Origin of the sequence: Paenibacillus sp. ISL-20 (genome assembly GCF_018613005.1) — a bacterium.
In the GTDB taxonomy this organism is placed as follows: Bacteria; Bacillota; Bacilli; order Paenibacillales; family Paenibacillaceae; genus Paenibacillus_AQ.
The window spans coordinates 27,635-42,011 of record NZ_JAGGRD010000054.1 but is presented as its reverse complement, the minus strand read 5'-3'; the positions used below and the strand labels follow the sequence as shown (position 1 = coordinate 42,011).

Sequence of the window (14,377 nt, the reverse complement as noted above, 5' to 3'; positions counted from 1 at the left end):
TCTCCTCCTCTTCCCTATGATGAATAAGGTTCTACTTCTTTACTTACCCTAAAATATCGATCCAGATCTTCACGGCCGTAACTGCAATGAGAATCGCCAAGGCATACCGCAGCAGTCGGACGTTCATCTTGCGACTGATGATGGCGCCGATGGGAGCACCCATCAAGCTTCCGGCAACCGCGAACAGGGACGGCCAGATCGGAATGTCGCCCGAGGCGATTTTGCCAATGACACCCCCGACCGCAGACAGAAAAACGATCGCGAGCGAGGATGCGATGGTTATCCGTGTCGGTATCTTAAGAATCGTCAGCATGATGGGTATCAGGATAAAGGCACCTCCAGCGCCGACAATCCCCGCAATGCCGCCGACGATAAAGGCGGCTCCCATCGCAATCCCTGAATGATAGGTCACCTCGTTAACCGACCTATTTTCCATGGTTGCCCGGGTCGGCACAATCATCAATAACACCGCGATAACCGCCAGAAAACCGTAGATCACGTTAATCATACCGCTTGTCATCAGCATCGAGGACAGACTCCCGATCAGACTGCCAACCAGGGTGCTTACCCCCATCTGAATGACCAATGGCTTGTGAAAATACGACTCACCGCCGCGCGAACTCATCCGGTTGGTGATCATGCCTGACAATGAGGCGAAAAATACCTGCAGCATGCTGATGGACGCCACCTCCTTGGAGGTAAAGGCCTCCAGTCCAAACCAGGAAGGAACATAGAGCAGCAAAGGAAAGTTAATAATCGCCCCGCCAATTCCCAGCAATCCTGAGAAAAAAGAACCGATGATACCTATAAAGATCATAACTACAAGTTGCACTATCAAGGTGATCGATCTCCGTTCAATTTAATATCGTGACCGCGCACATTGCTATTGAATGTACCCCATTGTTGATTTATAATAAAACCAAGTATTTATATCGGAAATCAAGGAGGTATGTGGTGATCATGTTGAATAAGCTGAAATTCCTCTTCCAGGACCGTTGCCCTGACTGCGAGCAGAAGCTGATCTCCAGACAGGAAGACATGGCTACGATCAAGCATTGCCCGGATCACCACTACACCGAAGAAACATATAACCAGCTGGGAGTTACGATTGTTTATCATCCCAGCAAAGATAACAGTTAAACTTTGTTTAAACTCCGTTAGCTATTTCGGACTGAGATCTTTGGATTTATTCCGTTCCATCTGCCCATTCCTGTCCGGCAAGCCTGACCAGAAGCATAACCGCGATCTCGGCAACCATCACTACGAGCGAGCACATAAAAATCACAGGGATCATATCGCCCGAATCCAGATTTAAAATGAACGGGTAGGCGATAAGCCATAGCAGCTGCGCGGCCATAAACAAGTGCCCCCGAAAGCGAGCCTTATGATCCAGTCCGGATTCGGCACCTGCGGAATTGGCTTGAATGCCTCTACAGATTCCGAAAATCAATACCATATGCAAGCAGATGGCAGGCAGTTGAATCAGCAGCTCCTCTACCGATTGCATAGGCACGCCGCCTGTCTTCACCTCAGGAAACCAGAATAATGAAAGAACCGACCAGATCAGCAGCAGCCAAGCGGATAGATGCCCTGCCTTAAAATATCCGTTCAACGCCTGAAGCCTCCATAATCCCGAAGCAATCAACAGGTACCCCAGCATATCCGGCAACAGATCCACCGCTTCCAGCTTAAAGTCGACAAGCACAAGCAGCAGCCCCCACACGATGCGATAACAAGCGCTTCTCATGGTTTCCTCCTGCTTTCCCGAACAAATTCCGTCATTTCTCGATCCGTCGGACTTGGATGATAAGGAATCATCGTATCTCCATACCAAAAGCGACGGCCGTCCTCCAAAAAGGTGGTTCTTAATATCAACTGATATACCTGCATGCTCTTCTCAAGCGACATATCAAATTGGTGGCTGATTCTAATGGAATCCCCTTTATTAATCTGGAATGGAAGCTGAATCTCATTGATAGGTTCACCTCTTAACTCGATGTGCGCTTCCGAAGGTTGAGACCGGTAACTAGTACCCGGTATTTGTCTGGAAATGTCGACAAAGATTCGGAGATCTCCATCCTCTGCGATATCGAGCAATTTCGAGGAGAACGCCGTTAACTGAAGCGGCCGACTCACGACGGCAGATTCGTAGCCCGAGTTATCGGAAGAGGATCCGCCGGACGTCCCTGATATCGGATCTTGATCTTCCTGATCATATACGCCAGGCCATACGTAAATCTCTCCGATATCCACTTGTTCCGAGGTTCCATCAGAGTAAAGGGCGGTAATCTCTCGAACGAGAACCGGCTCCTTCCTCTGCTCTCCTGCCCCTTCTTTCCCCGGGGCGGGTTTATTTAAATTCACCATCATTTTTCCCAGGTACTGTCTCTGATACTCAGCATATTGAGGGTATGGCGTTACGATCTGTTCGGGATAACCTTCGATCCGGATGGAGCTTAGCGTCTTGTCCGCTCTTTTGTCCTCTACATAATACAAGTCAAATACACTGCCTCCCCCTTCCCTTGTTTCCACATGATGCTCAAGGAATACGGTTCTTCCCAGTTGGTTGACTTCATAATACCAGACATTCCCGACCCAGCTGCAGGCTACGAACAGGATGGCGAGAACATAATACCAATTCTTGCTCATGGCGCCTCCTTATGTATCATGCGATTGTTCCATATTATTAAACTATCTTAACACGTAAATAGATGAAGAGGGTTTGATCAGCGTTAATTTTTCATATGATTCTGACGAAGGAACTCCATGAATTTGAAATAAGGTTATGGCTTCATGGACAGACTATTTGAAGCCACCCTAAAATCAAGGAAGGTGTTCATGATGAATCCATCGATCGAAGAGGTCACCCATTGGCTTCAATCCAAAAGCAATCACACCCTGCACATATCCAAACAAGAAGAGAAGGATCAGGACCAGATTGAAATACAGCTGGAGCGGTTTGAACACCAGCAGCATCAAGAACAGTCTATCGACGGTTATGGAGACCGCCATGCGCTCCTGCTGCACGGCCCTGGGGTGGTCATCACCGCCGGCCATGAAGCCCCGCTGCCAAGCAATGCCTTTGTCATTGGACTGGACGGGTTAACGGCTGCGGACATCCAGGACCATCAAGTGGTGCTCACAACGGATCGGGGCATCTATTCCATCACGGCAACCTGAGGGCAGCCGGCATGAAACAGCAAGAACCGCCAGAGTTGTTGCAGCTCTGACGGTTCTTTTGGCTTTATTCAGCTTACACTCGTTTAAACCTCCAGATAAAGCTCTGGAAATCGCCATGCATCGCCGGAATGGCCAATCCGGCGTTCATCAGTCGGTCTCCGCCATAGATGTTCCCATCCTCCACGCACCGATAATCCCCTTCTGGATCCAGCCCCATCGTGCGCAGCCACACAATCGGCCCATTCGCCTCGCTTAAGATGCGGAAGTAGTACAACACCGCTTCCGAGCGGTCCTCGGAGACGATGGTCCAGGCAGCTTCGTTCCCTTCGAACGGATTCCGAAGGCGGTAGAAATCCCCGAACTGTACCAGATGCCGAATCTCTTTATACAGCTTCACCTGCTCACGGACCTCTTCCTTCTCCTGCTCACTGAAGGCTGTCAGGTCCAGCTCATATCCGAAATTGCCCGACATCGCCGCATGACCTCTCGTACGCAGCGAAGTATGCCGGTGAACCTGATGATTCGGAACGGCGGACACATGGGCTCCCATGGAGCTAAGAGAATACACAAGGCTCGTTCCGTATTGAATCTTCAATCGACTGACGGCATCGGAGTTATCGCTTGTCCACGTCTGGGGCATGTAATACAGCATCCCCGGATCATAGCGTCCGCCACCGCCGGAGCAGCTCTCAAACAAAATATGCGGGAAATCAGTCGTCAGTTGCTCCATCACCCGATACAATCCCAGCATATAACGGTGGGCTGTTTCCCGCTGGCGTTCAGGCGGCAGTGCAGCCGACCCGATCTCCGTCATATTCCGGTTCATGTCCCATTTCACATAGGTGATCGGCGCACTTTGCAGGATGCTCCGAATCATATCGGCCACCGCATCGCCTACTTCCTGGCGGGAGAAGTCGAGGATCAGCTGCTGTCTGCCTTCCGTTCGCCGGCGTCCTTCCACATGCAGGCACCAGTCCGGATGCTGACGGTACAGATCGCTATCCGGCGAAATCATCTCCGGCTCAAACCACAAACCGAACTGCATATCCAGATCGCGAACCCGCTTCACGAGATCCTCAAGGCCTTCCGGCAGCTTGTTCTTGTCAACGACCCAATCCCCGAGGGAAGTCGTATCGTCATTTCGTTTGCCGAACCATCCGTCATCCAGCACAAACAACTCTATGCCGAGATCCCGTCCGACGCTGGCGATTTGTTCGATTTTATCCGCATTAAAGTTAAAGTAGGTCGCTTCCCAGTTGTTAACCAACACTGGGCGCGTAGCATCCCGGAATTGCCCCCGGCTCAGCCTTGAACGGTACATCTTATGATAGCGTCTGGACATGCCGCCCAAGCCTTCCGCCGAAAAAACCATCACCGCTTCCGGCGTCTGGAACGATTGTCCCGGCTCCAGCAGCCAGGAAAAATCAAACGGATTCAATCCCATCGTAACCCGGGCGGTTTCGTAATGATCCACCTCAACCTGTGCAGAGAAGCTGCCGCTGTATACAAGGCTGAAGCCATACACCTCACCGTGCTCTTCGCCAGCGTCTTCGGACAGCAGCGCAAGAAACGGATTGTGGTTGTGGCTGCTTGAACCCCTCAGGCTCTCAATCCCCTGCATGCCGGGGGATAATCTTCTGCGCTGCACATGGCGCTCTCTCGCCCATGCTCCATGGAGATGCAGAAGGTCATAACGGCTATGATTCATATCCACGCTGGCGCTCATAGCCCGCAGCAGGGTGATGTTCTCCTTGCTGTCATTACGGAAGGACACGGAACGCGTAATGGCATCGAACGCATTCATGACCGTATAAGACAAATAAATCGTCAATCCGCTTACCCGATCCAGCAGTTCCAGCTCCAGCGTATCCGCCTCAGCATCCTGTTCCGCGTATACGGCAGGCAAGCCTTCCAGCTTCGGTTTGCCGCTGTAGATCCGGTGACGAACATATTCCGCTTCGGTGACCGTGGTCCCGTTAGCCAGCTGTACCTGGTACGCAGGCTGCCGGAAATCGCCGCTGCCGTAGCCCGGGTATTCCTGTGGCAAACTGTCCAGGGAAAAGGATGCATCCTCGCGAAACGGCGACGGTGAAAAGGATGCTCTTCCCCTCCGTTCCAGCAATCCGCCGATGCGGTGATCGCGAATCCGCCGCCCCCAATAGGCGTGCGCCGGATAGACGCCCCGCACAAGCTCAATCACATAACTTGACCGCTCGCTCTGGAAATGGAATATCCCCAGATCTTAATGAAAATGTATACTCACTGCTTTTTGCCCCCTAACCCAAGGTCCGAGTTAAATCTCCATGGTCCGTTTTAAGACCCTACGGCGGTCGTCCGTTCCAGAATCATGACATCCCTTCCCGGAATCGTGACATGGCCTGAAATCTGCCGGCTGCCCAGGAGATCGAATTGATTGGCAGAACCTGCATCAAACGTCATCTCTTCGGCATTGTGGTTCATGATGAACAAGTAGGAGTTCCCATTCTTCACCCGTTCCACCACCTCTACCCCGGCAGGTGTATTCAGCAGCGGCTTCACACCCTGTTCTTCGCACAGATTAGCAAGAAATGCCTGCAGGAACTGCGAATCCGGACTGCTCGCCACATAATAGGCCTGCCCTTCGCCAAACGCATTCTTCGTTAGAACAGGAGTGCCTTTATAGAAGTCGGATCCGTACTCAGCCAGAATCTCTGCCGTCTCCGCATGGATGACGTCGCACAAAATTCCACATGGATAACTTCCACGCAGTGATCCCCAATCCTGCTTCATATGGATCTGATTTTGCTGCCCGGGAAGCAGGGCATCGATCTCCTCGGCCCAGATGCCAGTTACCTTGCGCAGTTCGCCGGGATGACCTCCCAGGGTCACCAGATCATGCTCATTGACGATGCCGCTGAAGAAGGTCGTCACAAAGGTTCCGCCCCGGGATACAAACTGCTCTACGCGCTGGGCAACGCCCGGCTTCACCATATACATCACTGGGGAAATCACCACATCGTACTTGCTCAGGTCCTCCTCGAAGCTGATGATATCGGTCTGGATATTCAGCTGATACAGTGCATCATAATACTTATGAACCTCATCCACGTAGTTCAGGGCTTTGGAAGGTCCGCTTGACAGCTCCAGCGCCCAACGATTCTCCCAATCGTACATAATCGCCACCTTGGCATCCCAACGGGCGTCGAGCAGCTTATCTCCGAGCTGCTGCAGCTCGTGCCCCAGCTCCGCACATTCCCGGAAGACCCGGGTATGCTCATGTCCCACATGCTCAATCAATGCGCCGTGGAACTTCTCGCATGCCCCCACGGAACGGCGGAGCTGGAAGAACATGATTGTATCTGCCCCATGGGCTACGGCCTGATAACTCCACAATCTCATCACGCCGGGCCGTTTGGCAGAATTGTATGGCGACCAGTTTTGAACGCTCGGCGTCTGCTCCATCAGCATGAACGGCTGTCCGCTTTTCAGTCCGCGCATCAGATTATGCGCCATCGCCGTAAAGCTTACCGGCGTATCAATCGCAGGATAGTTGTCCCAGGATACCACATCCATGTGCTTCGCCCACTCGAAGTAATCCAGCTCCGGATAAAATCCCATCAGATTGGTGGTGACCGGAATGTGCGGCGTAACCTTCTTCAGTTCTTCCTTCTCCAACCGATAACATGCCAGCAGGCTGTCGGATTGAAAACGGCGATAGTCCAGTGATATCCCTTGGAAGAAGGTCCGGTTTCCGCCGAATTCTTCACTGAGCGCGTTCGGTACCACAATCTCGTCCCACTCGTAAAAGGTATGACCCCAGAATCCAGTATTCCATGCGGCATTCAACTTATCGAGCGTCCCGTAACGCTCTTTCAGCCAGACGCGGAACTGCTGCTCGCAGTTGTCGCAATAACAATACCCTCCGTACTCATTCGAGACGTGCCAGATGACCAGTGCCGGATGATCCTTGTAACGCTCAGCCAGCTTACGCGCCATCAGCACCGAATATTTGCGATACGTCGGACTGTTCGGACACGAGTTATGACGACCGCCGAATTTGCGTTTGCGTCCATCGTAGTCAACGCGCAGGATGTCCGGGTATTTCTTGGCCATCCAAGCCGGATGCGCCCCCGTGCTGGTTGCCAAGCAGACATGAACCTGCTCCTCAGCCAGCCGATCCATCATTTCATCAAGCCACGTGAAATCATAGCTGTTCTCATCACGCTGCGTTCTGGCCCAGGAGAATACATTGAGGGTCGCCACATCAACGCCGGCCAGTTCAAACATCCGCAGGTCCTCTTCCATCGTTGCCTTATCCCATTGCTCGGGATTATAGTCCCCGCCATACCATATCTTAGGGAAATGTTGATTAATCATTGAAATGCCTCCTTCATCGTTCTTTAGCTAAGAAAACCGTAGCTATCGACGTACTTTGAATCTTAAAGAAAAGAGGCACCATCCCATGTCATGTTGGACAGGGATCATACCTCTTATGAACGATTAGCTAACTTGGATTAGAGCATTGCTCCTTACTTTTTCAGACTATCCCAGGATGTCTGCATATCCTCAAGCATCTTGTTCGCATCGGATTTGCCTGCGAAGAAGGCCTGCATCGCGCCGGAGAATTCCTGGGCTACACCGTCAGGGAACTTCGCGGATTGTCTTGGCAGTACTTTGCCAGCTTGCACGTACTCCCACACGGCTGAACCCAGATCGCCCATATCCTCAGGTGTTGCTTCGATTGTCTTCAAGGCCGGGATGAATTTGAATTTTTTGACGATGTACTCTTTACCGATATCGGATGTGACAAACCAGTTAAGGAAGATCTTCGCTTCTTCCTTCGATGCGGAATCCTTGTTGATGACCAGGTTCGCAGGTACCCCTACGTTCAGCTTGTCATTTAGCTCCGCATTGTCGCCAAGCGGCATCGGCAGGTAGCCAAGATTCAGGTCCGGATTGATGGCATCAATCTCGGTTTGGGCCCAGTTGCCGTTCTGCATCATGGCTGTTTTGCCCGTAGCCAGCAGGGAAATGGCCGTATTGTAATCGGTGGTCAGCGGATTTTTGATTCCGTGATCCAATGTCAGCTGCATCAGCTTGGCCCACTCTTCGAACTTCGCATTGCCCGCGAATTTTTGCGTTCCGTCGTTCAAGCCCTGGATAAAAGCATTCGGGTCATCCTGCTGGGCAAACGCCGGGTTAATGCCTTGGTTACCGATCAACCACCATTCCTGGTAAGCGTTCGCAAAAGGAGTTATGCCTGCCGCTTCCAGCTTCTTCGCAGCATCTTCCAGTTGGGCATAGGTTTTAGGAAGCTCGGTAATGCCTGCTTGCTCAAACAAATCTTTATTATAGATGTAACCCCAGCCTTCAAGGTTCATCGGCATACCGTATACTTTACCGTCTTTGGTCATCGGCTCTTTTGCCATGTCCACCAGATCGTTCACCCAAGGCTGATCGGACAGATCCTCCAGGCGATCAATCCACATCTCCATCTCGGCGTCGCCGCCATTGGAGAAAATATCAGGGGCATCGTTGGATGCGAATTTCGTTTTCAGTGCAGCACCGTAGTCAGCACCGCCGCCTACTGTTTGAATATCAAGCTTGATGTTCGGATATTCCTTCTCGAATTCAACCTTGAGTTCATTCAGGCCGTCCACGATCTCGGTTTTGAATTGGAAAATCTTAATCGTCTTAACTTCGCCGGAAGCTCCATCCGAGCTTCCGCCCTGACCTTCCTCCGACTTGCCGCCGCAAGCCGCAAGCAGCAGCGAAAAAGCCAGCAGCATCACGAGAGATAATTTCATTTTGTTCATCTTTACTACCCCCTAGTATTGTTTATATATAAAGATGGGAAAACCGATTTGGGAAAAGCCAGGCTGCCATTACCCCTTAACGGAGCCGGCAGCGACGCCTTCAACAATGTACTTCTGTAATGACAGGAAGAAGATGATAATCGGCGTGATGCCCAGCACGAGCGCTGGCAGCGCCATATCCCACTGCTTCGAATACTGCCCGAAGAAGGCAAAGGTCGCAAGCGGAATGGTCCGCAGTTCCGGACTTTGCAGGATCAAAGATGGCAGCAGGTAGTCGTTCCAGACCCACAAACAGTTCAGGATAATGACCGTCACCATCATAGGTTTCAGCATAGGCAAAACGATACGGCCAAATACTCTGAACGGAGAAGCTCCGTCGACCGTGGCGGCCTCCTCGATTTCAAGCGGAATGCCTTTCACGAAACCGTGGAACAGGAAGACCGACAACGGGATGCCGAGTCCCAGATAACTGAGAATCAAACCCACGATACTGTTGTTAACACCCAGGAAGTTAATGACCTGCAGCAAGGGAATCATTATGGATTGGAACGGAATGACCATAGCCGATACGAACAGCATGAACACGATTTGATTGAATCTCGTATTGGACCGAACCATTCGGTAAGCCGCCATCGCACTCAACAGGGCGATGATCAGGTTGCTGATGACCGTAATGATGACGGAATTCACGAACGCTTCCGGGAAGCGGGTCATTTCCCAAGCCTTGCTGTAGTTGTCAAAGTGAAAGGCGGTTGGCCAGTTGGCCGCGTCGACCATAATATCGCCCAGCGATTTGACCGAGTTCACCAGCAGGAAGTAAAAGGGCGCCAGGAAAATCAGCGCAATAATGACCATCACAATCTGAAGTACAATCGTGGAAGCCGACATAGGAGGTTTCTTCGATCTCATTTAAGCTTCAACCTCCTTCTGCTTCGTTAATCGAACTTGAATGAGCGTGATGACGGCAACAACCAGAAAGAAGATCAGGGACTTGGCTGTTCCGAGTCCATACCGGTTGTTCAGGAATGCCTCATTGTACACGTTCATAGCCAGCGACTCCGTGGAGCGGTATGGTCCGCCCTTCGTGAGCGACAGGTTCAGGTCGAACATTTTGAAGGACCAGGATATCGCCAAGAATAAACATACGGTGACCGCCGGCATGATGAGCGGAACGATGATGCTCTTGAGCACTTGAAACCGGTTCGCTCCATCAATCTCGGCAGCTTCCATGACTTCCTTGGACACATTCGTAATGGACGCGATGTAGATGACCATCAGATAGCCTGACGATTGCCATACAAAGACCATGACGATGCCCCAGAAGCCAGTTACTTCGTCTCCCAGCCATGGAAGATTAAAGAACGGAATCCCCGTTGCCTCGCCAACGGTGGCAAAGCCCTTTATGAAGATAAACTGCCAGATGAAGCCGAGCAGCAATCCGCCGATCACGTTCGGCATGAAGAAGATCGTCCGCAGCCAGTTGCGCGCCCTAATATTTTTCGTTAAGAAGTAGGCCAGGAAAAAACCGACCAGGTTCGTTAGAACCACGCCAACGATCGTAAACTTGGTGGTAAACCAGAAGGACTGTGCGAATGCGCTGTCATTTGTGAAAATCTGTTTGAAATTGTCCAGCCCGACCCATTCGACATTCCCCGATACACCATTCCAGTTGGTAAACGAGTAATACATCCCCATTACAAATGGGATAATGATCGTCATACCGAAAAACAGCAGCGCGGGTCCGATATAAACCAACTGCTGCGTCAAGGCAGCCGTTCTCTTGCTGTTCATGTAAATCCCCCTCCGCTTGTCCTCTCGTTTCTCTATCCATTTCTCTATGATTTAATTATGCTAAGATGAAGACCTTGGGACTACCACAGGATGTGAACTAAATGGTATAGAAAATTGATCGGCGGTGAATTTATTGAACTGGAATTGGAACAGCATTCGCACGAAATTGATTACCTTTATGATCATGGCTACCATCATTCCGACCACCATCTCGATGATCATCAGCTATGTCATGACAACCAACTCGCTCAAGGAACGGGCCGTTGTTGAGAATATGAACCTTCTCTATCAGGGACGGTTGAATTTGGAGAGCTATTTGGAAGACATGAACCGGAACTCCCTTACGGTTTATTCGGATCCGGATTTTTTCCGCAGCCTTTATTATAGTCATGAGAACATTAATGCCAGCGGCAGGCAGTCCGCCACGCTGCAGTCCATTCATAAAGCCATCGGCGGTGCAAGACAGGTCTATCTCTATGTCGACGGCAAAAGAGAGGCCACGTTGTTCGCCCAGGATATCGCCAGAAAAACGAGTGATGTCAATCTCTATCCCGAAATTCCCGATCTCGATAACGATACGGTGGTTTTACAGCCGCCCCATCCCCTTCACACGTATGGCTTTCAGTTAGCTTATCCCTATGAAGCCAATAAACAAGTATTCACGATGTACCGGGTCATTGAACGCGTCCCATCTACCGAGCGATTAGGCATTCTCGCCATCGATATGGATATGAATTTCCTGAGCCGGATCAGCGATCAGCTGTTCCAGCCCGAACATGAGCAGCTATATATTACGAATGAAGCCGGGTATATCATGTATGCCGGCCATGGCGAGATGCTGGGACAGCAAATCCAAACGGAATGGTACGACAGTATCAAGCAATCCGGCAAGAAGGAAGGCCATTTCGAATATAACAACAAAATCTATTTATATAACAATATCAAGACGTCGGTCAGCGACTGGACGATGATCAAGGAGATTCCTTCCTCCTATATTCTAAGCAGCGCGGACAAAGCAGCCTTCGTCAATATTTTGCTAATAGGCGTGTCCCTGATTCTCATCATCGCCGCCACGATCTGGATTTCGGTCTATATCACGGCGCCGATCCGGGAATTGGTAGGCCTCATGAGCCAGGTCAAAAGCGGACGAATGACCGTGGATATCTCCTCCAGCCGCAAAGACGAAATCGGAACTCCACCGCAGGTTCGGGAGCATGATGGATACGATCAACAATCTCATCTTGCAGGAATACAAGCTGAAGCTGGCGAACCGGACCAACCAGCTCCGGGCGCTGCAGGCGCAGGTGAACCCGCATTTTATGAACAATGCGCTGCAAACCATCGGCACCCTTGCGCTCGAGCATGGCATGAAGAGGATCTACTCCCTGATCTCCGCTCTTGCCCGGATGATGAGATACAGCATGTACAATACGGACAAGCCGGTCACGTTGGCCACGGAGCTCGATCATATCAAGGATTACGTAGAGCTGCAGAAGGAACGATTTGAGAATCAGTTCGACTTCCGTTACGATGTGGATGAGTCGACTTTGCAGGTGTTGATCCCGAAAATGCTGGTTCAGCCGCTGATCGAGAACTTTTTCAAGCATGGCATGAACCCCTTGGCGGAAAACAATTACATCGCGCTGAAAAGTAAGCGTCTATCGGCCTCCATTGTGCAGATCACGGTCGAGGATAACGGAAACGGAATGCAGAATGAGCCGTTTCAAACCCTTCAGGAGCATTTGCTTCGGATGGAAGAGTTGGATCTGGAACAGCTTCAGGTGCTGTCCGAAATGGAAACGGAAGACAGCAGCGGGATCGGACTCATCAACATCATGACAAGGCTGAGACTGTATTATCGTGGAAAATCCAAATTCAGCATCGAAAACAACCAGCCTCAGGGCTTTCGTGTTGTACTGACTATAAATGTGGAAGGTGAAACTGATGAAGGCATTGATCGTGGATGACGAGTCTCGCGTGCGTAAAGCCATCCGACTGCTGGTCCAGTGGGAAACACATGGGATTACCGATATTGAGGAAGCCGCCAATGGTCTTGAGGCGATGGAGCTGATTCCGGCGTTCCGGCCGAGCCTCGTGCTGATGGACATGCTGATGCCGCTCAAAAACGGCGTAGATCTCATGGAATGGATTCACAAGAATTACCCGGATATCAAATTCATTGTCATCAGCGGGCATGACGACTTCGAATTCGTACGCAACACCATCTGGTACAGCGGCACGGATTATATCCTGAAGCCCATCGAGGAAGCCGTCATCAACCAAGCGGTCGCCAAGGCGACTGCCGCCTGGAAAGCCGAGGTACGGGATCGCCTTGTGGCGCAGCAGCAGCATGTTCAGGTGAACGAGTACCGGCCGGTCTATTCCGAGAAGCTGTTATCCAGCCTGATTGATGACAAAAGCGCCCATTCCCAGGTGGTCAATCGCCTCAAGGATGAAGGCATCGTACCGGAGCAAACGCAGACGATACGCCTGGCCGTCATGCAGATGGACAAGTCAGATCATGCGCTTTATAGCCGCTTTGGCCATCATCAGGATTTGCTCATGTTTGCCCTGCTGAATATTTGCAATGAATTTCTGCAAAAGGACCGGATCGGGATCGCCTTCCGTCACTTCGGTTCACCTCACCAACTTGTTATTTTGCTGTGGGATCAGCTTGTCACGCTGCCTACACTGCTTCAAGAGATCAATAACGGGATGCACCGCACCTTGTCGCGCCACATGCACTTTGGCGTTAGTCCTGACGGTCAATACCCGGCAGACATTCCGGAATTGTATGCCCGAAGCTCGTCCGCCCTGCATCAGAGGGATTTAACGGTCCTAAATCACTTTATCCATCATACAGAGGAGCAGCGCCGATTAGGCGTTGACCATCATAAAGGCGTGCAGTTCAGCGGGTTTGAGGATACCTGGAAGCTCGCCATACTTAGCGGCCAACTTGCTCCCATAACCGAAGCTGTAGAGTCATTCATCGCGGCTATTCGAAAAAGCAGCGTTCTCACGCCGGAGCTTCTGGAGCGTTGGGACCGCGATATCGAGAGATTTGCCAATCACGTGATTCATGAAACCGCTAACCCGTCGTCTGAAGCTTTGTTGAAATTGTACAAAGAGGAAAGCGCCACCATCGAGCGGCCAAGCCCAGACAAGTATGTGTGCTCCCTGGCAGAGTGGCAGCAGTATTGGATTGAATTAATGAGCCTGCTGGCCTCGGCCGTGCAGTCGCAGAAGCAAACGGGTCAGGACCTGATCCATGATATTACGACGTTTATCGAGCAAAATTATCAGAATGACGTGTCGCTGTATGATATTGCAAACCGATTTCACGTAAGCCGTGAGTACATTTCCCGCAAATTTAAGCAAAAGCATGGCATTAACATTCCGGAACATCTGAACCGGATCCGCATCTCCAAGGCCAAGGTCCTGCTGCAAAATCGAGGCCTAAAAATGGCAGCGATTTCCGAGATGGTCGGCTTCAAGAACGAGAAATATTTCAGTCTTGTTTTTAAAAAGCAAGAGGGCATCTCGCCGAAGGAATTCCGCAAGCTGCATGAGCAGGAAGCGTAGGCTGGACAGCGGTTTTACCGCCGAAGGAC

Annotated in this window: 12 protein-coding genes; 4 read left to right on the top strand and 8 right to left on the bottom strand. The window is 51.1% G+C overall.

Features of this window, described 5'->3' with window-relative positions; translation table 11 throughout:
• Nucleotides 1–43: 43 nt before the first annotated feature.
• Entirely contained in the window at nucleotides 44–838 is a 795-nt protein-coding gene (locus J7E85_RS26950) for a sulfite exporter TauE/SafE family protein (protein ID WP_083659800.1), read from the bottom strand.
• A 122-nt stretch (nucleotides 839–960) separates the two neighbouring features.
• On the opposite strand from J7E85_RS26950, the gene J7E85_RS26945 reads away from it, so the two are divergent.
• The gene (locus tag J7E85_RS26945) at nucleotides 961–1,140 is read left to right on the top strand and encodes a hypothetical protein (RefSeq protein ID WP_076325467.1); all 180 of its coding nucleotides are present in this window, start codon (nucleotides 961–963) and stop codon (nucleotides 1,138–1,140) included.
• Nucleotides 1,141–1,186: 46 nt separating this feature from the next.
• On the opposite strand, the gene J7E85_RS26940 is transcribed toward J7E85_RS26945, so the two are convergent.
• Nucleotides 1,187–1,747, bottom strand: coding sequence for a hypothetical protein (locus tag J7E85_RS26940; RefSeq protein ID WP_215163041.1), 561 nt, complete (start codon nucleotides 1,745–1,747; stop codon nucleotides 1,187–1,189).
• Entirely contained in the window at nucleotides 1,744–2,649 is a 906-nt protein-coding gene (locus J7E85_RS26935) for a hypothetical protein (RefSeq protein ID WP_215163040.1), read from the bottom strand. The genes J7E85_RS26940 and J7E85_RS26935 overlap by 4 nt, the downstream gene beginning before the upstream one ends.
• 189 nt (nucleotides 2,650–2,838) lie before the next feature.
• On the opposite strand from J7E85_RS26935, the gene ymzB reads away from it, so the two are divergent.
• Nucleotides 2,839–3,180: a protein YmzB gene (gene ymzB / locus J7E85_RS26930; protein WP_215163039.1), complete on the top strand. Its 342-nt coding sequence runs from the start codon at nucleotides 2,839–2,841 to the stop codon at nucleotides 3,178–3,180.
• Between the two features lie 73 nt (nucleotides 3,181–3,253).
• On the opposite strand, the gene J7E85_RS26925 is transcribed toward ymzB, so the two are convergent.
• From J7E85_RS26925 to J7E85_RS26905, 5 genes are all read right to left on the bottom strand, one after another.
• Nucleotides 3,254–5,419 carry an alpha-galactosidase gene (locus tag J7E85_RS26925; RefSeq protein WP_215163062.1) on the bottom strand — a complete coding sequence of 722 codons (2,166 nt, stop codon included), beginning with the start codon at nucleotides 5,417–5,419 and terminating at the stop codon, nucleotides 3,254–3,256.
• Between the two features lie 74 nt (nucleotides 5,420–5,493).
• Entirely contained in the window at nucleotides 5,494–7,536 is a 2,043-nt protein-coding gene (locus tag J7E85_RS26920; protein WP_215163038.1) for a beta-galactosidase, read from the bottom strand.
• A gap of 152 nt (nucleotides 7,537–7,688) precedes the next feature.
• Nucleotides 7,689–8,975 (bottom strand): ABC transporter substrate-binding protein, encoded by a 1,287-nt coding sequence (locus J7E85_RS26915; protein WP_215163037.1) that lies wholly within the window; start codon nucleotides 8,973–8,975, stop codon nucleotides 7,689–7,691.
• 69 nt (nucleotides 8,976–9,044) lie between these two features.
• Nucleotides 9,045–9,884, bottom strand: coding sequence for a carbohydrate ABC transporter permease (locus tag J7E85_RS26910; protein WP_076325363.1), 840 nt, complete (start codon nucleotides 9,882–9,884; stop codon nucleotides 9,045–9,047).
• Nucleotides 9,885–10,766, bottom strand: a complete 882-nt coding sequence (locus J7E85_RS26905) for a carbohydrate ABC transporter permease (RefSeq protein WP_076325362.1) — start codon at nucleotides 10,764–10,766, stop codon at nucleotides 9,885–9,887.
• Nucleotides 10,767–11,980: 1,214 nt separating this feature from the next.
• Here J7E85_RS26905 and J7E85_RS34330 point away from each other — a divergent pair.
• Together J7E85_RS34330 and J7E85_RS26895 are read left to right on the top strand one after the other, a co-directional pair.
• Nucleotides 11,981–12,733, top strand: a complete 753-nt coding sequence (locus J7E85_RS34330; RefSeq protein WP_353049563.1) for a sensor histidine kinase — start codon at nucleotides 11,981–11,983, stop codon at nucleotides 12,731–12,733.
• Nucleotides 12,693–14,348 (top strand): response regulator transcription factor, encoded by a 1,656-nt coding sequence (locus J7E85_RS26895; RefSeq protein WP_251036076.1) that lies wholly within the window; start codon nucleotides 12,693–12,695, stop codon nucleotides 14,346–14,348. The genes J7E85_RS34330 and J7E85_RS26895 overlap by 41 nt, the downstream gene beginning before the upstream one ends.
• Nucleotides 14,349–14,377: the final 29 nt, after the last annotated feature.

Bases quoted from the DNA above. Each gene is read 5' to 3' on its own strand.
- J7E85_RS26935 (WP_215163040.1), bottom strand. From the start codon at position 2,649: ATGAGCAAGAATTGGTATTATGTTCTCGCCATCCTGTTCGTAGCCTGC.
- J7E85_RS26905 (WP_076325362.1), bottom strand. From the start codon at position 10,766: ATGAACAGCAAGAGAACGGCTGCCTTGACGCAGCAGTTGGTTTATATC.
- J7E85_RS26940 (WP_215163041.1), bottom strand. From the start codon at position 1,747: ATGAGAAGCGCTTGTTATCGCATCGTGTGGGGGCTGCTGCTTGTGCTT.
- J7E85_RS34330 (WP_353049563.1), top strand. From the start codon at position 11,981: ATGATGGATACGATCAACAATCTCATCTTGCAGGAATACAAGCTGAAG.
- J7E85_RS26920 (WP_215163038.1), bottom strand. From the start codon at position 7,536: ATGATTAATCAACATTTCCCTAAGATATGGTATGGCGGGGACTATAAT.
- J7E85_RS26910 (WP_076325363.1), bottom strand. From the start codon at position 9,884: ATGAGATCGAAGAAACCTCCTATGTCGGCTTCCACGATTGTACTTCAG.
- J7E85_RS26915 (WP_215163037.1), bottom strand. From the start codon at position 8,975: ATGAACAAAATGAAATTATCTCTCGTGATGCTGCTGGCTTTTTCGCTG.
- J7E85_RS26895 (WP_251036076.1), top strand. From the start codon at position 12,693: ATGTGGAAGGTGAAACTGATGAAGGCATTGATCGTGGATGACGAGTCT.
- J7E85_RS26945 (WP_076325467.1), top strand. From the start codon at position 961: ATGTTGAATAAGCTGAAATTCCTCTTCCAGGACCGTTGCCCTGACTGC.
- ymzB (WP_215163039.1), top strand. From the start codon at position 2,839: ATGATGAATCCATCGATCGAAGAGGTCACCCATTGGCTTCAATCCAAA.